This is a genomic window from Actinomadura madurae, from assembly GCF_900115095.1.
GTDB lineage: Bacteria > Actinomycetota > Actinomycetes > Streptosporangiales > Streptosporangiaceae > Spirillospora > Spirillospora madurae.
Genome location: NZ_FOVH01000002.1, coordinates 591,325 through 609,123 on the forward strand (window position 1 = coordinate 591,325; position 17,799 = coordinate 609,123).

21 protein-coding genes are annotated in these 17,799 nt (G+C 71.8%); 9 read left to right on the plus strand and 12 right to left on the minus strand.

Going from position 1 to position 17,799, the window contains the following annotated elements:
• Positions 1 to 11 precede the first annotated feature (11 nt).
• Both BM339_RS08465 and grpE read right to left on the minus strand, forming a co-directional pair.
• The gene (locus BM339_RS08465; RefSeq protein ID WP_021600389.1) at positions 12 to 1,595 is read right to left on the minus strand and encodes an Hsp70 family protein; all 1,584 of its coding nucleotides are present in this window, start codon (positions 1,593 to 1,595) and stop codon (positions 12 to 14) included.
• A gap of 5 nt (positions 1,596 to 1,600) precedes the next feature.
• Positions 1,601 to 2,326, minus strand: coding sequence for a nucleotide exchange factor GrpE (gene grpE, locus BM339_RS08470; RefSeq protein WP_024934719.1), 726 nt, complete (start codon positions 2,324 to 2,326; stop codon positions 1,601 to 1,603).
• A 194-nt stretch (positions 2,327 to 2,520) separates the two neighbouring features.
• Between grpE and BM339_RS08475 the strand changes: the two genes are divergently transcribed.
• Both BM339_RS08475 and BM339_RS08480 read left to right on the plus strand, forming a co-directional pair.
• Complete coding sequence (locus tag BM339_RS08475) at positions 2,521 to 3,156, plus strand: ACT domain-containing protein (RefSeq protein ID WP_021592588.1); 636 nt, start codon at positions 2,521 to 2,523, stop codon at positions 3,154 to 3,156.
• A gap of 68 nt (positions 3,157 to 3,224) precedes the next feature.
• Positions 3,225 to 4,775: an AMP-binding protein gene (locus tag BM339_RS08480; protein WP_075020434.1), complete on the plus strand. Its 1,551-nt coding sequence runs from the start codon at positions 3,225 to 3,227 to the stop codon at positions 4,773 to 4,775.
• Here BM339_RS08480 and BM339_RS08485 read toward each other — a convergent pair.
• Positions 4,772 to 5,689, minus strand: coding sequence for a carbohydrate kinase family protein (locus tag BM339_RS08485; protein WP_075020435.1), 918 nt, complete (start codon positions 5,687 to 5,689; stop codon positions 4,772 to 4,774). The two genes, BM339_RS08480 and BM339_RS08485, sit on opposite strands and share 4 nt — an antisense overlap.
• A 71-nt stretch (positions 5,690 to 5,760) precedes the next feature.
• Here BM339_RS08485 and BM339_RS08490 point away from each other — a divergent pair, with 71 nt between their 5' ends.
• Both BM339_RS08490 and BM339_RS08495 read left to right on the plus strand, forming a co-directional pair.
• Positions 5,761 to 6,405, plus strand: coding sequence for a class II aldolase/adducin family protein (locus tag BM339_RS08490; protein WP_075020436.1), 645 nt, complete (start codon positions 5,761 to 5,763; stop codon positions 6,403 to 6,405).
• 36 nt (positions 6,406 to 6,441) lie between these two features.
• Positions 6,442 to 7,245, plus strand: a complete 804-nt coding sequence (locus BM339_RS08495) for an enoyl-CoA hydratase (RefSeq protein ID WP_021592592.1) — start codon at positions 6,442 to 6,444, stop codon at positions 7,243 to 7,245.
• Here the strand turns inward: BM339_RS08495 and BM339_RS50620 are convergent.
• On the minus strand, positions 7,202 to 8,272 hold the full coding sequence (locus BM339_RS50620; protein WP_218163596.1) for a hypothetical protein: 1,071 nt from the start codon (positions 8,270 to 8,272) through the stop codon (positions 7,202 to 7,204). The genes BM339_RS08495 and BM339_RS50620 overlap by 44 nt on opposite strands.
• Positions 8,273 to 8,367: 95 nt before the next feature.
• On the opposite strand from BM339_RS50620, the gene BM339_RS08505 reads away from it, so the two are divergent.
• A complete protein-coding gene (locus BM339_RS08505; protein ID WP_021592594.1) occupies positions 8,368 to 8,787 on the plus strand; it encodes a TIGR03668 family PPOX class F420-dependent oxidoreductase in 420 nt (139 codons plus the stop codon).
• Here BM339_RS08505 and BM339_RS08510 read toward each other — a convergent pair.
• From BM339_RS08510 to BM339_RS08520, 3 genes are all read right to left on the minus strand, one after another.
• Positions 8,784 to 9,581, minus strand: coding sequence for an alpha/beta fold hydrolase (locus BM339_RS08510; protein WP_021592595.1), 798 nt, complete (start codon positions 9,579 to 9,581; stop codon positions 8,784 to 8,786). The two genes, BM339_RS08505 and BM339_RS08510, sit on opposite strands and share 4 nt — an antisense overlap.
• Positions 9,582 to 9,667: 86 nt before the next feature.
• The gene (locus BM339_RS08515) at positions 9,668 to 10,666 is read right to left on the minus strand and encodes an ADP-ribosylglycohydrolase family protein (RefSeq protein ID WP_021592596.1); all 999 of its coding nucleotides are present in this window, start codon (positions 10,664 to 10,666) and stop codon (positions 9,668 to 9,670) included.
• Between the two features lie 15 nt (positions 10,667 to 10,681).
• On the minus strand, positions 10,682 to 11,482 hold the full coding sequence (locus BM339_RS08520; RefSeq protein ID WP_256255268.1) for an AraC family transcriptional regulator: 801 nt from the start codon (positions 11,480 to 11,482) through the stop codon (positions 10,682 to 10,684).
• Between the two features lie 62 nt (positions 11,483 to 11,544).
• Between BM339_RS08520 and BM339_RS08525 the strand changes: the two genes are divergently transcribed.
• Positions 11,545 to 11,955 (plus strand): DUF2000 domain-containing protein, encoded by a 411-nt coding sequence (locus BM339_RS08525; protein ID WP_021592598.1) that lies wholly within the window; start codon positions 11,545 to 11,547, stop codon positions 11,953 to 11,955.
• On the opposite strand, the gene BM339_RS08530 is transcribed toward BM339_RS08525, so the two are convergent.
• Positions 11,930 to 13,027, minus strand: coding sequence for an acyl-CoA dehydrogenase family protein (locus BM339_RS08530; protein ID WP_075020437.1), 1,098 nt, complete (start codon positions 13,025 to 13,027; stop codon positions 11,930 to 11,932). The two genes, BM339_RS08525 and BM339_RS08530, sit on opposite strands and share 26 nt — an antisense overlap.
• A 92-nt stretch (positions 13,028 to 13,119) precedes the next feature.
• A complete protein-coding gene (locus BM339_RS08535) occupies positions 13,120 to 13,362 on the minus strand; it encodes a Rossmann-fold NAD(P)-binding domain-containing protein (protein ID WP_021592600.1) in 243 nt (80 codons plus the stop codon).
• 148 nt (positions 13,363 to 13,510) lie between these two features.
• Between BM339_RS08535 and BM339_RS08540 the strand changes: the two genes are divergently transcribed.
• Positions 13,511 to 14,104, plus strand: coding sequence for a Uma2 family endonuclease (locus BM339_RS08540; protein ID WP_218163597.1), 594 nt, complete (start codon positions 13,511 to 13,513; stop codon positions 14,102 to 14,104).
• A 5-nt stretch (positions 14,105 to 14,109) separates the two neighbouring features.
• Here the strand turns inward: BM339_RS08540 and BM339_RS08545 are convergent, their stop codons facing one another.
• Entirely contained in the window at positions 14,110 to 15,039 is a 930-nt protein-coding gene (locus tag BM339_RS08545; RefSeq protein ID WP_218163598.1) for a threonine ammonia-lyase, read from the minus strand.
• A gap of 158 nt (positions 15,040 to 15,197) precedes the next feature.
• Positions 15,198 to 15,578, minus strand: a complete 381-nt coding sequence (locus BM339_RS08550) for a hypothetical protein (protein ID WP_075020439.1) — start codon at positions 15,576 to 15,578, stop codon at positions 15,198 to 15,200.
• 380 nt (positions 15,579 to 15,958) lie between these two features.
• On the opposite strand from BM339_RS08550, the gene BM339_RS08555 reads away from it, so the two are divergent.
• Positions 15,959 to 16,447, plus strand: a complete 489-nt coding sequence (locus BM339_RS08555) for a nitroreductase family deazaflavin-dependent oxidoreductase (protein ID WP_256255269.1) — start codon at positions 15,959 to 15,961, stop codon at positions 16,445 to 16,447.
• A 6-nt stretch (positions 16,448 to 16,453) separates the two neighbouring features.
• Here BM339_RS08555 and BM339_RS08560 read toward each other — a convergent pair whose 3' ends face one another.
• Positions 16,454 to 16,996 (minus strand): DUF1707 SHOCT-like domain-containing protein, encoded by a 543-nt coding sequence (locus BM339_RS08560; RefSeq protein ID WP_075020440.1) that lies wholly within the window; start codon positions 16,994 to 16,996, stop codon positions 16,454 to 16,456.
• A 158-nt stretch (positions 16,997 to 17,154) separates the two neighbouring features.
• On the opposite strand from BM339_RS08560, the gene BM339_RS08565 reads away from it, so the two are divergent.
• Positions 17,155 to 17,733: a Uma2 family endonuclease gene (locus BM339_RS08565; protein WP_075020441.1), complete on the plus strand. Its 579-nt coding sequence runs from the start codon at positions 17,155 to 17,157 to the stop codon at positions 17,731 to 17,733.
• Positions 17,734 to 17,799: the final 66 nt, after the last annotated feature.

The following is a 17,799-nucleotide window of genomic DNA, read 5'->3' on the forward strand; positions in this document are numbered from 1 at the left end:
TCGGCGGGCCGCTAGCTGACCTGGACCCGGGACAGGGCCTTGCGGGACCGCTCGACCTCCTCCTCGGACATGCCGCCGACGTCCACCTTCAGCTCCAGCCGCTCGCCGGTCTCCTTCTCCACGGCCATGACGTTCAGCAGTCCGGAGGAGTCCAGCGCGAACGTGACCCCGATCGGCCAGCCCGCCTTCTTGCCCGGCGGGACGCGGATCTCCCCGGTCGCGATCTCGGTGTTGTCGATCAGGTCGGTGGACTCCACCACCCCCGCCTGCTCCATCACCCGGATGTCGGCGGACGTCTGGTCGTCGTAGACGGTGAAGAAGTCCTCGGTCTTCGCGGCGGGCAGCTCGTCGTTGGCGTGCACCAGGTGCGCGACGTTCTCGGCGCCGGTCTCCCGGTCGACGACGACGATCCCGAACGCGTGCGAGGCGACGGTCTTGATCTGCCGCCCGGCGATCTGCCGCTGCTGCTCGGCCGACAGCCCGGCCCGGGTCGCCATCTCCTCGGCGCGCTCGGCGGCGCCCTCCCGGACGAGCCGCCGGTAGGTCTCCTCGAACGCGTACAGCGCCGCGCCCTTCGCGACCGCGAGGTCGGGGTCCTGCAGGCGGGGCGCGAGGCCGAGCTCGGTCTCCAGCCGGGCCGCGACGACCGGCATCTTGGTCGACCCGCCGACCAGGACGAGGTCGTCGTAGTCCTCCACGCCCTTGTCCGCCGCCGTGGACAGCGTCCGGCCGGTGATCTCGACGGTGCGGTCGAGGAGGTCCTTGGTCAGCTCCTCCAGCTTCTCCCGCGTCACCTCGACGGCCGCGACCCGCCCGCCGTGCATCACCCGGACGGTGTGCGCGGTGCGGGTGGTGAGCGCCTTCTTGGCGTCCTCGGCGTCGCGGCGGAGCTGCTGCTCGGTCTGCTTGTCGTCGAGCGGGTCGCCCGCGTCCGGGTGCTCGGCGCGGAACCGCTCGGCCAGGTGCTCGACGAGCCGCGCGTCCCAGTCGGCGCCTCCGAGCTCGTGGTCGCCATCGGTGCACACGACCTCGATGTGGCCGTCGCGCAGCGCGATGACGGTGGTGTCGAACGTCCCGCCGCCGAGGTCGTAGACCAGGATCGTGCGGTCCTGCTCGGGGTTGAGGACGCCGTAGGTGATCGCGGCGGCGATCGGCTCGGACACGATGTCGATGACGTTCAGCCCGGCGATCCGCCCGGCCTTGCGGGTGGCGTCCCGCTCGGCCGCGCCGAAGTAGGCGGGGACGGTGATGACGACGTCCCGGGCGTCCTCGCCCGTGGTGGTGCGCGCGTCCGTCGCGAGCTTCAGCAGGATGAACGCCGACACCTCCTCGGGGGTGAAGTCGATCCCGTGGATGGGGCGCGTCACGTCCCGGCCCATGTCCCGCTTGATCAGGCTGACGACGTTGTCGGGCTCCAGGACCGCGGTGTCCTTGGCGGTCGCGCCGACGATGACGTTCTCGCCGCTCTCGAAGAACACGACGGACGGCGTGGTGTCGGTGCCCTCCAGGTTCCGCAGGACCGCCGGACGCCCCACGTCGTCGATGGAGGCGATGCAGGAGTACGTGGTTCCCAGGTCGATCCCGTAGACGGCCATGTCCCTCACCCGCTGTTCGTCGTCTGTCCGGTGTTCACCGTGCCGCCCGCCCCGCCGCCGGCGCGGCCCGTCGCGGCGGCGGCGCCGGACCCGTTCCCCCCGGCCGCCTTCCCGTCCTCGCCGTCCGGTCTCCCGCCGAGGCGCCCGACGCTGACCGCCGCTTTGCGCAGCACCTTCCCGCCCTGCTCGAACCCGTCCGCCCGGACGCCGGTGACCGTGCCGTCGCGCAGCGGGTCGTCGACGGGCGTGACCGCGACCGGGCGGTGCCGGGACGCGTCGTAGGGGGCGCCCGGCTCGACCGTGAAGCGGTCCACGCCGAGGCGCGCGAGCGCGTCGGCGACGTCGTCGGCGACGGCGGCCAGCAGCAGCGCCGTCTGCCGCGGGTCGGGCGGATCGGTCCGCTCGGGCGCGCGGAGCCGGTCGGACTCCCGGCGCGCCTGGTCGTGCAGCCGGTACAGCGCGGAGCGGACCGGCTCCAGCATCGCCTCCAGTTCCCCGCGGCGGAGCCGCTGGTTCTCCTCGTGCAGCCGGTCGATGACGGCCTCCCGGTGCGCCGCGCGCTCGTGCTCGCGGTCGAGCCGCGCCGCCAGCCCGGCGAGCGCCTCCCGCACCTCGGCGCGGAAGTCCGCGCCGGCACCGCCCGCGGGCGCCGGTCCAGCGCCGCCCTCGGGCGCCGGTCCCGGCTCGGCTCGGGAGTCCTCGTTGACTGGGGGTTCCCCGTCCCTCGACACGTGCAGTTACCTTAATGCTGGACGGCAGGAGGCGACAGGCCATTCGATGACCTTCACCGGACTCTAGTTTGACCTGTACCCGCCATTCCAGCACCGACCTCCCGTGCCGTTTTCTCAGGACGAGACCTCGCGGTAACACCGTGGAAACGCCCGTCGCGGAGGCTGGGGGCCTGGCACGGAGACTGGAGGTGGCGATGCTGCTGCGGATACGGGTGCGCCTGCCGGACCGTCCCGGATCGCTCGGCCAGGTCGCCCGGACGCTGGGCGCGGCGGGCGCGGACGTCGTCCAGATGGCGGTGCTGGAACGTGACAACGGCCGGGCGATGGACGACTTCACCGTCGTGTGGCCCGCCGGCGCGGCGACCGACCGGCTCGCCGAGGGGCTCGGCTCGGTGCCCGGTGTGGAGGTCGTCGGCATCTGGCCGACCGTCGAGCCGCAGGGCGCCTTCCCCGACGCGGCCGTGATCGGGCAGGTCGCGGCGGTCCCGGAGCACGGCGCGCGGATCCTCGCCGACGCCGTCCCGGCGATCCTGAGCGCGGACTGGGCGGGGCTCGCCGAGCTGGAAGGGGAGGGCGGGGCGGTGCTGGTGCACGTCAGCGCCGGCGGCGTCCCCGGCACCGGCCTGCCGGGGCTGCTGCCGCTGCGGCCGCGCGCGTTCACCGCGCCGGACGGCACGCGGTACGCGCTGTGCCCGCTCGCCAAGGGCAGCCTCGCGCTGGTCGTCGCCCGGACGGGCGCCCCGCCGTTCCACCGGACGGAGGTGTTCCGGCTGGAGCAGCTCGCCGGCGCGGCGGACGCGGTCCTCTACGCGGACCGGCCGCTCTTCTGACCTGGTGGTCACGACGGTCCCGATCTAGAGTCGCATCCTGGGCGTTGTCGCGTTCCTGGAGGTGGCCGATGGCCGTTCTGCTCGCCCCGTACGCCGAAGCCAGGCCGGACGAACCCGCGATCACCGACGAGCGCGGGGCCACGTCATGGCGGGAGCTGGACGCGAGGACCGACCGGCTGGCGGGCGCGCTGCGCGGCCTGGGCCTCGGCACCGGCGACGCGATCGCGATCCACTCCGGCAACCGGCGCGAGTACTTCGAGCTGATGTGCGCGGCGACGCACGTCGGGCTCCGGTACGTCATGGTCAACTGGCACTGGACGGCCGACGAGCTGCGCTACGTCCTGGAGGACGCGGGCGCGCGGGTGCTGTTCACCGAGGACGCGTTCGGAGACGTGGCACGGGAGGCGTCCGAGGGGCTCGGCCTCGCCGGGCGTGTCGCGTTCGGCGGCGCGGTCGAGGGCTTCACCCCGTACGAGGAGTTCCTCGGGGCGGGTGCGCGGGAAGAGATCACCGACCCGGTCATGGGCTTCCCGATGTTCTACACCTCGGGCACCACCGGCCGGCCGAAGGGCGTCAGCCGCAAGATGCTGGGCGTCGGTGCCTCGATCGAGACGGCGGCGCTGATCGGCGACGTGTTCGCCGATGTGCTGGGGATCCCGCCGGACGGCAGGTCGCTGCTCGTCGGGCCCGTGTACCACTCGGCGCAGTGGCTGTGGTCGTTCATGTTCCTGCTGCGGGGACGGTCGGTGGTGATCCGGCGGAGCTTCGACCCGGCCGAGACGCTCGCGCTCATCGACGGGCACGCCGTCACGAACGTCCATCTGGTCCCGACGCAGTTCGTCCGGCTGCTGCGCCTGGACGAGGAGACCCGCGCCGCCTTCAACGGCTCCAGCCTGGCGGTCGTCTGGCACGGCGCCGCGCCCTGCCCGCCCGAGGTCAAGCGGCAGATGATCGACTGGTTCGGCCCGATCGTCTCGGAGTACTACGGCTCCACCGAGGCGTCGGTGAACAGCGTCATCACGGCGCGGGAGTGGCTGGAGAAGCCCGGCAGCGTCGGCCGCCCGCTGCCCACGACCGAGGTGCACGTCCTGCGGGAGGACGGCGAGCCCGCCGCGCCGGGGGAGCGCGGCCAGATCTACTTCCGCTACACCAGCGGCGACGACGTCGAGTACTGGGGGGACGAGGAGAAGACCCGCTCGGTGCACCGCGAGGACGGGCTGTTCACCACCGGCGACGTCGGCTACCTGGACGAGGACGGCTACCTCTTCCTGTCCGACCGCGTCATCGACATGATCATCAGCGGCGGGGTGAACATCTACCCGGCGGAGATCGAGGGCGTGCTGATCACTCATCCGGCCGTCCGGGACGTGGCGGTGTTCGGCGTCCCGGACGAGGAGTTCGGCGAGCAGGTGAAGGCGGCCGTCGAGCTCGGCGACGGCGCCGCCCCCTCGGACGGGCTCGCCGCCGAGCTGATCGCGCACGTCCGCGCCTCGCTGGCCGGGTACAAGGCTCCGCGCTCGATCGACTTCGTCGACCGGATGCCGAGGACGCCGACCGGCAAGCTCTACAAGCGGCTCCTGCGCGATCCCTACTGGAAGGACGAGAAGCAGAAGATCTAGCTCAGCAGGGCGAGGACCGCGTCCAGGTCGGTGAGGCACGCGTCCGAGCCGAGGCCCCGGGCGACGGTCGCCGCCGCCGCGGTGCCCCAGCGCGCCGACTCCAGGACGTCCCTGCCGTGCGTGAGGCCGGTGATGAACCCGGCGCAGTACGCGTCGCCGCACCCGGTGGTGTCGACGACCTCCACGGGCAGGACGGGCAGCCGGTGCACGCCCTCGGCGGTGGCGACGAGGCTCCCGTCCGCGCCGAGCGTGACGACGACCGTGCTCGGCCCCTGCCCGAGGAGCGCGGCCGCGGCCTTCTCTGGGTCGTCCTCGCCCGTCAGCGCCGCCGCCTGCTCCTCGTTGGGCAGGACGTGGTCGACGTACGGGAGGAACGCGGCGGCGCCGGTCAGCAGGTCGGGCATGTTGGACAGCAGGTCCATCGTCACGACGGTGCCGGACTCGCGGGCGGCGGCGAGCATGTCGAAGAACGCCGGGTCGTTGAGGCCGAACGTGACGTCGGGACCGCCGAGGTGCACCACGTCCGCCGCGCCGAGCAGGCCCGGCCCGACCGCGCCGGGGGTGAGGGTCAGGTTCGCGCCGGGGACGTGGAAGCTCGGCCGCCCGCCGTCCGGCCGGATCGGCAGCACGGACGCGCTGGTCTGGTCGGCCGTCCGCCGGACGAGCCCGGACACGTCCACGCCGTCGCGCCGCATGATCGTGACCAGCAGGTCGCCGAGGTCGTCGTCGCCGATGGCGCCGACCGAGATCACCTCGTTGCCGAGCCGGGCGAGGGCGACGGCGGTCCCGGCGGCGGCGCCCGCGGCGGTCACCCGGATCTGGTCCACCACGACGGTGTCCTGCCCGTCCGGGATGCCCTGCACGGGACGGGCGAGGACGTCCAGGATGTGCGCGCCCAGAGTGACAACGGTCATGACCGGCCCCTTCGTGATCGTCAGGGCCGTAGCGTACGCGGTGGGAACCGTGAGATGTGAGAGGTATTCGCATGCTGCTGGAGGACGAGCGGGCCGAGCTGTGCGCGATCGGCCGCAGGCTGGCCGATACCGGTCTGGTGACGGGCGCGTCGGGCAACATCAGCGTCCGCTCGGGGGACCTGGTCGCCGTCACGCCGGGCGGGATGATGCTCGACCGGATGGAGCCCGCCGACTGCCCGGTGGTGACCCTGGAGTCGCGGCTCGCGGAGGGGGAGCGGGCGCCGTCGTCGGAGACCCCCATGCACCTCGCGCTCTACGCGGCGACGCCGGCCGCCGCGATCGTGCACACGCACTCGACCTACGGCGCCGTCGTGGCGACGACGATGTCCGAGCTGCCGCCGATCCACTACAACACGCTGCTGCTCGGCGGCGTGGTGAAGGTCGCCGAGTACGCCACCTACGGGACGCCCGAGCTGGCGGAGAACGTCCGGGCGGCCATGGCGGGCGGCAAGCGCGCCGCGCTGATGGCCAACCACGGCGGCGTCACGATCGGCCGCGACCTCGACGAGGCCTTCGAGAACGCGCGCCTGCTGGAGTGGCTCTGCGGCGTGTACGTCCGGGCCAGGACGATCGGCGAGCCGCGCGTCCTGACCGAGGGGGAGCTGGCGAGGGTGGTCGAGCGGGGGCTCGCGCCGCCGGACTTCCCGCGCGTGTAACCTAGCGCTTGCTAGGTGACCTTGGGAGGCCCCGCAGTGCCCTTCGTCCTGATCGACAAGCCGCGGCCGGACGTCACGCTCATCACCCTCAACCGGCCCGAGCGCATGAACGCCATGGCGTTCGACGTCATGGTCCCGTTCCGCGAGGCGCTGGAGGAGGTCGGCCGCGACAACGGGACCCGCGTCGTCGTCATCACCGGCGCGGGGCGCGGGTTCTGCTCCGGGGCGGACCTGGAGAACCCCGGTCACATCCCCGGCATCGACGGGCTGACGCTCCCGACCATCGCGCTCCGCTCCATGGAGCTGCTGGACGACGTGATCCGCGCGATGCGCCGCGTCCACCAGCCGGTGATCGCGGCGGTCAACGGCCCGGCGATCGGCGGCGGCCTGTGCCTGTCCCTGGCCGCCGACATCCGGCTCGGCTCGGACACCGCGCTGTTCCGCGCCGCCGGGATCAACAACGGGCTGACCGCGAGCGAGCTCGGCCTCAGCTACCTGCTGCCGCGCGCCATCGGCGCCTCCCGCGCGTTCGAGATGATGCTGTCCGGGCGGGACGTCGACGCCGCCGAGGCCGAGCGCGTCGGGCTGCTGTCGCGCGTCGTCCCCGGCGACAAGCTCCTCGACGCGAGCTACGAGCTGGCCGAGCGGATCGCCGGGTTCAGCCGTCCCGGCACCGAGCTGACGAAGCGGATGCTGTGGTCGAGCCTGGACGCCGCGAGCCTGGACGCCCACATGGGCCAGGAGGGCCTGGCCCAGCTGTACGTCCGGCTCACCACCCACAACTTCGAGGAGGCGATCAAGGCCCGGAAGGAGCACCGGCCGCCGGACTTCCAGGACTGACGCACCGCGGGCGGGTGCGGCGCTGGTACGACCACGCCGCGACGCCCAGCGCCGTCCCGTAGACGGCGAACGCGACGATCCCGCACGCCGCGACCGTCCAGCCGGACCAGCCGTGCAGGAGCGGGTCGTCGGGGAGGTCGCCCAGCCCGACGACGGGCGGCAGCAGGTACCCGACCGTCCCCACGACGCCGTACGGGCCGAGCGTGAGGGCGCCGAGCCAGGCCGGCGCGAGCGGCAGCCAGCGCGGCACCCCGCGTCCCGCGAACGGCGTCCACCGGGGGAAGACCTGCCCCCACCCGCGCGTGAGCCCGAACAGGAGGACTATCCCCAGCGCCGCCGAGAGCGTGGTGAAGTCCAGCCCGTACTTCTCCAGCGTCAGGACCAGCCCGGACGCGCCGTTGCGCTCGAACTCGGCGACGACCCGTTCACCCTCGATCCCGGCGAACGAGCCCCCGAACGCCCACGTCGTCTTCATCACGACGTAGGGGACGAAGGCGAGCGTCCCGGCGTAGGCCGCCCACCGCACTCCGCGCGGCGGAGCCGACACGGGCGCGGGCCTGCGTACCGTGCCCGTGTCGGCATGGACCCGGCCGCAGCGCGCGCACGCCCCCGCCGTCCGCCGCTGGTAGGCCAGGGCCGCGCCCGCCAGCAGCGCCGCGCCCGCCGCGCAGAGGATTTCGACGCCGAACTCCGGCCAGTCGTCGACCGTCCCCGTGAAGGCGAGCTGCAGCGCGTTCATGACGAACCCGAAGGTCCCGGCCCCCGCCACGGCGAACGCGCCCCAGAGCCCGGCGAGCGGCCACCAGCGCGGCATGTGCCGCCCGACGTCCCGGACGGTCGACACCGCCATGATCCCGCCGGCCCCCAGGCACGCGGCGATCGCCCACGCCGCCGGCCGCGCGCCGTCCAGCGGGTTCCCGGCCTCCCCGCCGCACGCCCAGTAGAGGGCCACCGCCACCGCGCCCGTCGACCACGCGCCCGCCGCGTAGCCGGCCCAGCGCGGCCAGTGCCTGACGATCGACTCCATGGGACGACCCTCGCCGGGACCCGCCCCGCCCGGCCTCCCGCCAGGGGGTGATCCGCGTACTCCTGCCGGGGGAGCGGGCATGGCAGGCTGAGGGTGTGCCGAAGCTTGCGCCGGACGAGGCGCGCCGCCTGCTGACGACGGTTCCCGTCGTCCGGCTGGCGACCGTGGGGGAGGACGCGCGGCCGCACCTCGTCCCCGTGACGTTCGCCGTCCACCGGGGCGCCGTCTACACGGCCGTCGACCACAAGCCCAAGAGCACGCGGGATCTGCGGCGGCTCGCGAACATCCGCGCCAACCCCCGCGTCGCGCTGCTGGCCGACCACTACGAGGACGACTGGGAGCGGCTCTGGTGGGTCCGCGTCGACGGCCACGCCCACATCGTCGAGGACGGCGCGGGAATGGCCGGGCCCGTCCGGCTCCTGGCGGACCGCTACGCCCAGTACCGCGAGCGCCCGCCCGAGGGCCCGGTCATAGCGATCACGATCGACGCCTGGACGGGCTGGTCGGCGTCCTAGAGGTTCTTCTGGAAGGCCGTGACGGCGTCGGCGACCTTCTCGGGGTACTCGACGTGCGGGTGGTGCCCGGCTCCGTCCAGCAGGACGACCTCGCCGTTCAGCCTGCGCGCGACCCAGCGGGCCTCGGCGGCCGGGTCGGGCCAGTCGATGTCGCCCGTCCCCATGATGACGAGCACGGGCGCCTGGACCCGGTCGAGCCGCGCCTCGGACTCGGCGTGCGACATGCTCAGGTAGCCGGCGATGACCTTGCCGCGGCCCGGCTCCTTGAAGTTGGCCCTCAGCTTCGCCGCGTGCTCGGCGAAGTCGGCCGGCGGCTTCGGCTCCCACTTCGGGTAGTAGGACATGTAGAGCGGCACGGCCAGCCCGGGAATCCGCGCGAGCGCGATCGTCAGCTTCTGCGTGAACCCGGCCTTGCCGTCCCGGACGAACGGGGCCGCCAGCACGAGCCCGCCGACCAGTTCCGGCGCCTCGGCCGCGACCCACACGCCTGCCGCGGCGCCGTTCGAGCACCCGTAGACCAGCGCCGGCCCGGCGTCCAGGTGCCGCAGCAGCGCCATGAGGTCGTGGGCCAGCGGCGTGCTGCCGTACTCGGGCCACGTCGCGCTCGTCTCGCCCATCCCGCGCTGGTCGACGGTCACGACCCGGTACCCCGCCTGCAGTAGCAGCGGGCGGAGGAACCGGTACTGCGACCGGAGGTCGAGCATCGACGGCAGGCAGACGACCAGGGGGCCGTCCCCGGTGTCGTCGTAGGCGAGACGCCCACCGGGCAGGTCGAGGAACCGGGTCTCGCTCATCGCACGCTCCTATATCTTTGGTAGCCCTATGGCTAATGAGGTTAGCCATAGGGTGCGGTGCCGTCAAGAGCGGTGCTCTCGCGAGGTCAGTCCCAGGCCGCGCCGATCGCGGCGAGCCGGTCGGCGTACTCGATGCGGGCGGACCATTCGGCGGGCCAGGCGTCCATGCCGAGGTGCGCCCCCGCGAACGCGCCGGCCAGGCAGGCGATCGAGTCGGAGTCGCCGGAGCTGGCGGCGCCGCGCCAGATCGCCTCGACCGGCTCGTCCGGGAACAGCAGGAAGCACAGCAGGCCGGTGGCGAGCGCCTCCTCGGCGATCCAGCCACCGCCGGTGATCTCGCAGGGGTCGGACGTCCGGTCGCCCCGCGCCAGGGCCTCGTCGAGCCGGTCGAGGACGGCGAGGCACTCGTCCCAGCCGCGCGAGACGAAGGTCTCCGGGGCGTCCGTGCCCGGCCGCTGCCAGAGAGTGCCGAGCCAGCGCTCGTGGTAGGTCGTGCGCTGGTCGTGGCAGCGGGCGCGGAGCGCCTCCGGCAGGTCGGACGGGTCCATCCCGTCGGCCAGCCACCGGACGGCGAACGCGGTCAGCTCGCTGGCCGCGAGCCCGGTCGGGTGCCCGTGGGTGAGGGCGGCCTGCAACTGCGCCGCCCCCGCCCGCGTCTCGTCCGTCAGGCCGGGCGCGAGCCCGACCGGCGCGACGCGCATGTTGGCCCCGCAGCCCTTGGAGCCCGCCACGGTGGCCTTCACCCAGGGCAGTCCGGCTTCGAGGCCCTGGCACGCCCGGATGCAGGTGTGGCCGGGTGCCCGGGTGTTGTCCGGGTCGTTCAGCCAGTCGACGAAGCGCCGCCGCCACATCGGCGTGATCAGATCCGGGGTGAACGGAGGGTTGGCCAGGGCGTCCAGGAGGCCCAGCCCCACCGCGAGGGTCATCTGCGTGTCGTCGGTGACGAGCGCGGGATCGCCGTTGAGCTGCGTCGGCCCGTGGTCGCCGAACCGCTTGTGGATCTGCTTCATCGACAGGAACTCGGTGGGCGCCCCCAGCGAGTCCCCGTACGCCAGCCCGAACATCGCCCCGCTCGCCCGTTTCATACCGGGCATTCTCCCTCAGGCGGCACTCTGGAAGCAGCCCGGCGTCATGCCGTAGCAGCGCACGAACCAGCGCGTCAGATGGCTCTGGTCGGCGAAGCCCGTGCGGGCGGCCACGTCCCCGATGGCCTCGCCGGCGGCGAGCAGGCGGCGCGCGGCACGGAGGCGGAGCTGCCGCTGGTAGTCGCTCGGCCCCATCCCGTACGCCTGCCGGAACCCCCGGTAGAGCGCGAACCGGCTGCACCCCGCCGCCTCCGCCAGCTCGTCGGCGCCGATGTCGTCCAGGTACGACTCTTCGAGCCGCCGCCGGGCCCGCTCGACGAACCCGCCGGACACCGAAACGCGCACCCGCCGGGTGGCGGCGCGGTCGACCATCGCCCCGACGGTCGCGGCCAGCAGCTCGTCCCGCCGCAGGGCAGGCGCGGCCCCGAGCAGGGCTTGATGCAGGCCGCGCAGGTTCTTCGCCAGGACCGGATCCGGGACGACGGGCGAGTCGAACAGGGGCGGCCCGGCCGGGCCGTCCGCGATGTCGGCCAGGACGGCGGAGACCAGCTCCGGGCCGATGTGCACCATCCGGTACGTGAAGCCCAGCTCGTCGGCGGCATGACCGTCGTGCGGATCGTCCGGGTTGAACGCGATGACCATCCCCGCCGCGCTGGTGTGGGCGTCGCCCCGGCACCGGAACGCCTGATAGCCGTCCTCGGTCACGCCGAACGAGTACGTCTCGTGGCTGTGCCGGTGATAGACGTGCCGCTCGAAATGGGCGTGCATCGCCTCCAGGGGGCGGTCGGGCGACCGCCAGTACCTGCTCCAGTCCACGTGACCAGTCTGGCGCACGAGCGTTCAAGACGGCGCGCCTCTCATGAGGCACCTTGGACGGCATGCGTTTCGACACCAAGATCGGGATCGTGGTCCGGGACGACCTGGCCGCCTGGCAGCGGCTCAACGTCACCGCGTTCCTGGCCAGCGCCGTCGCGGGCGGCGTCCCCGGCGTCATCGGCGAACCGTACGAGGACGCGTCCGGCAACCGGTACCTGGCGATGTTCCGGCAGCCCGTGCTGGTCTACGAGGCCGACGCCGGGGCGATCCTGAAGGCCCACGGCCGCGCCCTCGCCCGCGAGATGGACATCGCCGTCTACATCGAGGACATGTTCAAGACCGGCCACGACGAGGCCAACCGGGAGACCGTCCGCGCGGTCACCGCCGAGGACATGCCCCTCGTCGGTTTCGCGGTCCACGGCCCGAAGAACGGCGTGGACAAGGTCCTCAAGGGGCTGCGGCTGCACCCGTGATCCCGGCGAGCGCGGCGAGCCGCTCCCGGTGGCGGTCCGGCGCCCCGAACAGCTGCCGCGACCCCTGCGCCCGCTTGAAGTACAGGTGCGCGTCGTGCTCCCAGGTGAACCCGATGCCGCCGTGGAGCTGGATCGCCTCGCCGGCGGTGTGGAAGTAGGCGTCCGAGCAGTACGCCTTGGCCAGCGCGGCGGCGGCCGGCAGCTCCCCGGGGCCCTCGTCGGCGGCGGCCGCCGCGTTCAGCACCGCCGACCGCGCCGACTCCACGAGCACGAACATGTCGGCGCACCGGTGCTTGATCGCCTGGAAGGACCCGATCGGCCGCCCGAACTGCCGCCGCACCTTCACGTACTCGACGGTCATGTCGAGCGCCTTCTGGGCCCCGCCGAGCTCCTCGGCCGCCAGCACGACGGCCGCCACGTCGAGCGCCCGCAGCAGCGCGTCCCGCCCGCCAACCTTGCGCGCCGGGACCCCGTCCATCCCGACCCGCGCCAGCTTCCGCGTCTGGTCGAGCGTGGGCAGAACCTCCCTGGTAAGGGCGGCCACGTCTTCGACGGCATAAATCCCCACGCCGCCATCGCTCTTGGCCGCCACCAGAACAAGATCAGCGATGTGGCCGTCCAAGACGAAGTTCTTCGCCCCCCACAACTTCCCGTCCTGGAACGTGGTCTCCACATCCCCGGGATCCCACGATCCGCCGTCCTCGGCCACGGCCAGCGTCGCGATGACCGACCCGTCCGCGATCCCGGGCAGCAGGTCGTGCCCGCCGTCCCCGGCCTCCAGCGCCGCCCCGGCCGTGATCGTCGCCAGGAACGGCGCGCACACCGCGGCCCGTCCCATCTCCTCGAACACCACGGCCAGCTCGCGCACCCCGAACCCGGCGCCGCCGTGCTCCTCGGCGATCGCGAGGCCCTGCAGGCCGAGTTGCTCGGCCATCTGCGCCCACACCTTGGGGTCGTAGCCTTCGGCCGTCTCCATCAGCCGCCGCACCTCGGCGGCGGGGGAGCGGTCGGCGAAGAACCGCCGCAGCGCGTCCCGCAGCTCCCGCTGCTCCTCGGTGACGACGAGCCTCATCGGGCGGCCTCCCCCACGTGTCCGGCGCTCACCGGGTCATCGTGCCGCGCGCCCGGCGCCCGCCTCACACGCGTTCCCATCCACCGGGACGATCAGGGCGCCCAGTCGTGCGGACCGAGCACGTACCCCTTGCTCGTCGAGTGGAGGTGGTTGATCGACACCAGATGCCCGAGCGCGGCCCACAGATCCTCCTCGGGCGCCTCGACGAGCGCCCCGATCGTCTCGAAGTCGGCCGCGCCCCGCTCCTTGTCGATCTCCGCCACGGTCTCGTACACGGTCAGCTCGAAGTCACTGAGCTCCTGAACGTCCCCGCGCCTGGCATCTCGCTCATCCATAGACAAACCGTGCCCACTCGCGCCCGTTCTATCTGCCCCACCCGACGCATAGGGCCGTACGCTGGGGGCGTAACGCTCGACAACTACGATCTGTATGCGAAGGGTGGCGCTCTGCTCATAGACTCGCTCGCGAGGAAAGGAGCAGAGCATGACTGTCATGGTTCATGAGCCTCTGTCGCACGGGGACGCCGACGTTCTCCTGGAAGGTTTCCTCGCCCTCGACACCCCGGAGGGCTTCCGAGCCGAACTGATCGACGGAGAGATCGTCGTGTCCCCACCCCCCATAGGCGCGCACGAGTGGTGCATCGCAGAGATCAGCCTGCAGGTGGTGCGGGACTCCCCGCACAGGTTTCACTGGTCGGGCAACAAGGGTCTGCTCGTGCCAAGCAGTGATGGTGGGCAGCCGGGCAACCGCGTGATTCCGGACGCGACGTTCGCTCTCGCCGAGACGGGTCTCTTCCGCGACGCTGAGTCTTGGATGCCCGTTGAGCCCGGTGGCGTGGCCATGGTGGTCGAGGTGACCTCCTCAAGGCCGGAAGTGGACCGAGACGCCAAGCGACGTGGATACGCGCGGGCGGAGATTCCGCTCTACCTCCTAGTAGACCGCAGGGAACAGAAGGTGAGCCTGTTCAGCGAGCCGAAGGAGGGCGACTACCACAAGGTCGAGTGGGTGCCCTTCGGCAAGACCCTCCCTCTTGCGGAACCCATCGACATCGAGCTGGACACGTCCAGATTCGCCTAAGCGGCCTACCTGGGGGTGGGGGGCGCGCCGACCCAGCGGTGGTAGGCGTCCAGGTCGACGTTGCCGCCGCACACGATGGTGACGACGTGCCGGCCGGCGAAGCGGTCGCGGTCTTCGAGGATCGCCGCGATGCCGAGCGCGGCCGACGGCTCGACGACGAGCCCCGCGTGGCCGAGGAGCATCCGCATCCCGGCGATGATCGACGCCTCCTCGACCAGGACGGCGTCGTCGGCGACCAGCAGAAGGTCGTCCAGCACGGCCTGGATGGGAAACCGGCCGGCGACGCCGTCGGCGATGGTGTCGGTCGAGTCGGTCGTGACGACGCGCCGCTGCCGCCAGGAATGCGTCATCGCCGGAGCCCCCAGCGGCTGGACGCAGACCACCTCGACATCGGGCGCGAGGGCCTTCACCACATGCCCCACACCGGTGGCCAGCGCACCGCCGCCGAGCGCGATCAGGACGGTGTCGAACGACGGAGCGGTGTCCACCAACTCCAGGCCGATGGTGGCCGCACCCTCGCAGGTCTCGATGTCGAGGCTGTCCTCGACCAGCCGGATGCCGTCGTGCCGCGCGATGGCCGCAGCCCGCTCGCGAGCCATCTCGAAATCGCCGTCCACCAGCTCCAGATGGGCGTCCAGCGCGCGGATGCGGTCGAGCTTGGCCGCGGGTGCGAAGCGGGAGGCCACGACGGCGACGTCGAGCCCCCGGCCGCGACCGGACCAGGCGAGGGCCTGGCCGAGGTTGCCCGCACTGGCGCACACCGCGGCACGCGAGCCGCCGCCTGCAAGCCGGCTCGCGACGACCTCGGTGCCGCGCCCCTTGAAACTGCGGACCGGGTTCGCCGTTTCGAGCTTGACGCTCACCGCGCACCCGAGGTCGCGCCCCAGCGCCTCGCAGTCGTACAGCGGAGTATCGAGAAAAACGGGGTCGATCACCTGGCGAGCAGCCTGAATCCGAGCTGTATCAAGGCGTGTCTCCTGCACGGCAAAGCAGCCTAGACCGCCGACGTCGGCCCCGGCGCCCCACTTTTCCGAGGGCCGGCGCCGGGGGAGCGCCTGGGCGCCCAGGGTCGGGATCGTCGTGAAGCTCGTCCCTAATATCGGCCGGGGTAGTGAAGCGCCGAGCCGAAGTTGTTTCGCTGCTCAGATTGTGATGACGGGCTCGGCTCAGGGGGCCTCGGGAAGATTCCCGTGGAGCTCAAGAAGGTGATGGCGGCCACGAGTAGAAGGGTGAACACTGACACGAGCAGTATCGCGAGCAGCGTGCTATGGCGCTTGTCCCACGGGACCAGACCGGGATACATCCTGCCGAATTTGGCCCAGCTGAGGGCATGGCCGGGGCCGCTGCAAGGCAGCCCGAGCGCGTCCACGAACCGGTCGAGGTCACCGGTTTCGAAGCCATCGCCGTCCACCTTGATGAGCGCGTTGCCGTGCGCGTCGAGTATGAACAGGACCTCGGCGGACGCCTGTGGCACGACGCCCTTTCTCCACCAGCAGGACGGCCGTCACCGCCCACACCACGAGGGAAACCAGGATGGCCGCCCGCACGGACAGGGGCGCAAGGGTCAGACCCAGGCCCGCCGCGGCCGCAGTCAAGGCGGCCAGCTTCTCCCACACCGCCCAGCGGTGCTTTCGCAGTACGAGATCACTTTGCGCATACCGCATGGCACCCGTTCCCTTCACCATCTGCATCTTCGATGGCGAAGAAGTTGTTATCCAGAATTGTCAATCCAGAGCCAGAGTCAACGAGCGTCGGCCAATGTGACACCGCGTCGCCCCTTGGCGCCGGTCGAGGAAGCGGACCGGTCAGGAATCGAGAAGCGGGTGGGAGCGGGCCGCTCCTAGCGTGGCCTCCATGGAGAACAAGGTGGAGGTAGACATGGCGCAGGAGCAGCAGGCGGGCGAGCGTAGGAGCGGGACGCCCGGAGCCTTCTCACGGTGGATGCAGCAGCGGATGAACGCCCGCGTGAACCGCAAGGTGCGGCGGGGCCGAAAGAGGTTCATGGGGATGGACGTGCTGATCCTTAACACGGTCGGGAGCCGGAGCGGGCGGCATCGCGAGACGCCCGTGGCGTGGTTCGCCGATGGGGAGGACGCGCGGCTGATCGTCGCGTCCGGCGGCGGGAGCCAGCACCCGGACTGGTACGTCAACCTGATGGCGCACCCCGACCAGGCGGCGATCGAGCTGCCTGGGCAGGACGCCGTGCCCGTGACGCCGCAGCGGCTTGAGGGCGCGGACCGCGAGCAGGCGTGGCGGCGCATCGCCGCGGCACAGCCGCGCATCGCGAAGTACCAGAGCAAGTCCGACCGGCGGTACCCGGTGATCCGGCTCGTCCCTCGGTGAGGACCCTCAGCGCCGCGCGTGGCGGATCTTCAGGCGTCCGAAGCCCATGGTGCCGGAGATCAAGATCTTCGGCCCGCCGGGGCGGGAGCGCCGCGGTGGTGTGTAGGCCGAGTCCTTCCACACGGTCTGCAGACCTTCGACGTCGACCTCCGCGTCGCGGGGCACCGTGATCTTCGCCTCGCCGGTGGTGAGCTGCAGCTCGATGTCGACCACCGGATGCTCGATGACAGCCCGGGACAGGTCCAGATGCACCCGGCCGAACGCGGACTCGACCTTCAGCACCCGCGGCACCCGCCATGCGCCGCGCCGCCGGATCCGCCCGCTGACGGCGGCGATCGTGGACGTGGTGGGCGCCTTCTCCGCGGGGAGCGAGGCCAGCGCCGTCACCAGCTCGCCGTGCGTCCCGGCGTCGAACACCCGATTGAGAAGCTCGTCCATCTCCTCATGCGAGATGTGCCCCTGGGTATAGGCCTCCTGCAAGCGCCGCACGGCCGTCTCACGATCGTCTTCGCTGATCCGCGACGACGGGTCTTCCGCCAAGGGGCCCACGACCTCACTCTAACGCCGCCCCGACGACCGTGATCAGCCACCTTTGGTGGATCCGGCGATGGGCCCATACGCTGGATGCGCCAGGCTCGGTTACTACAATCTGCATTCGAAAGGTGACGCTCTGCTTGTAGACTCGTGCGCGAGGAAGGGAGCAGAGCATGACTGTCATGGTTGATGAGCCTCTAACGCAGGGCGACAGCGGTCTCCTGGACAGATTCCTCGCCCTCGATACCCCCGAGGGTCTCCGAGCCGAGCTGATCGACGGAGAGATCGTCGTGTCACCACCCCCCGGTAGTAGGCACGAGCGGGCGATCGCCAGGATCATCCGCCAAGTCATGTTGCACAGTTCGACCGCGTTCGACTTCTCCGGCAACATGGGCCTCGTCCTGCCCAGCGACGGCGGTCTGCCGAACTACGTGATCCCGGACGGGACGTTCGCGCCTCTCGACCTTGATGTCTACGACAACGACGACTCCTGGTCGGAACCGGATGGAATCGCCATGGTCGTTGAGGTGACGTCATCGAGACCGAGAGCGGATCGCGAAGGCAAGCGGCAGGCCTACGCGCGTGCGGAGATCCCGCTCTACCTTCTCGTCGATCGCGACGAGAAGCGGGTGACGCTGTTCAGCAGGCCGGACGGCGAGGACTATGCGCGCACCGATCAGGTGACTGTCGGCAACGGCCTGGCACTCCCGGAGCCGTTCGGGTTCGAGTTGGACACGACCGACTTCGTCTGAGGCATCTCTTCGCGATCTTTGCCGAACACCTGGGGCGCGGGTGGCGTCTGAGGGGGTGTGGAGGCT

Coding starts and splice junctions, on each gene's coding strand:
- BM339_RS08465 (WP_021600389.1), bottom strand. CDS start 1,595: ATGGCCGTCTACGGGATCGACCTGGGAACCACGTACTCCTGCATCGCC.
- BM339_RS08475 (WP_021592588.1), top strand. CDS start 2,521: ATGCTGCTGCGGATACGGGTGCGCCTGCCGGACCGTCCCGGATCGCTC.
- BM339_RS08480 (WP_075020434.1), top strand. CDS start 3,225: ATGGCCGTTCTGCTCGCCCCGTACGCCGAAGCCAGGCCGGACGAACCC.
- BM339_RS08485 (WP_075020435.1), bottom strand. CDS start 5,689: ATGACCGTTGTCACTCTGGGCGCGCACATCCTGGACGTCCTCGCCCGT.
- BM339_RS08490 (WP_075020436.1), top strand. CDS start 5,761: ATGCTGCTGGAGGACGAGCGGGCCGAGCTGTGCGCGATCGGCCGCAGG.
- BM339_RS50620 (WP_218163596.1), bottom strand. CDS start 8,272: ATGGAGTCGATCGTCAGGCACTGGCCGCGCTGGGCCGGCTACGCGGCG.
- BM339_RS08510 (WP_021592595.1), bottom strand. CDS start 9,581: ATGAGCGAGACCCGGTTCCTCGACCTGCCCGGTGGGCGTCTCGCCTAC.
- BM339_RS08515 (WP_021592596.1), bottom strand. CDS start 10,666: ATGAAACGGGCGAGCGGGGCGATGTTCGGGCTGGCGTACGGGGACTCG.
- BM339_RS08525 (WP_021592598.1), top strand. CDS start 11,545: ATGCGTTTCGACACCAAGATCGGGATCGTGGTCCGGGACGACCTGGCC.
- BM339_RS08530 (WP_075020437.1), bottom strand. CDS start 13,027: ATGAGGCTCGTCGTCACCGAGGAGCAGCGGGAGCTGCGGGACGCGCTG.
- BM339_RS08535 (WP_021592600.1), bottom strand. CDS start 13,362: ATGGATGAGCGAGATGCCAGGCGCGGGGACGTTCAGGAGCTCAGTGAC.
- BM339_RS08540 (WP_218163597.1), top strand. CDS start 13,511: ATGACTGTCATGGTTCATGAGCCTCTGTCGCACGGGGACGCCGACGTT.
- BM339_RS08555 (WP_256255269.1), top strand. CDS start 15,959: ATGGAGAACAAGGTGGAGGTAGACATGGCGCAGGAGCAGCAGGCGGGC.
- BM339_RS08565 (WP_075020441.1), top strand. CDS start 17,155: ATGACTGTCATGGTTGATGAGCCTCTAACGCAGGGCGACAGCGGTCTC.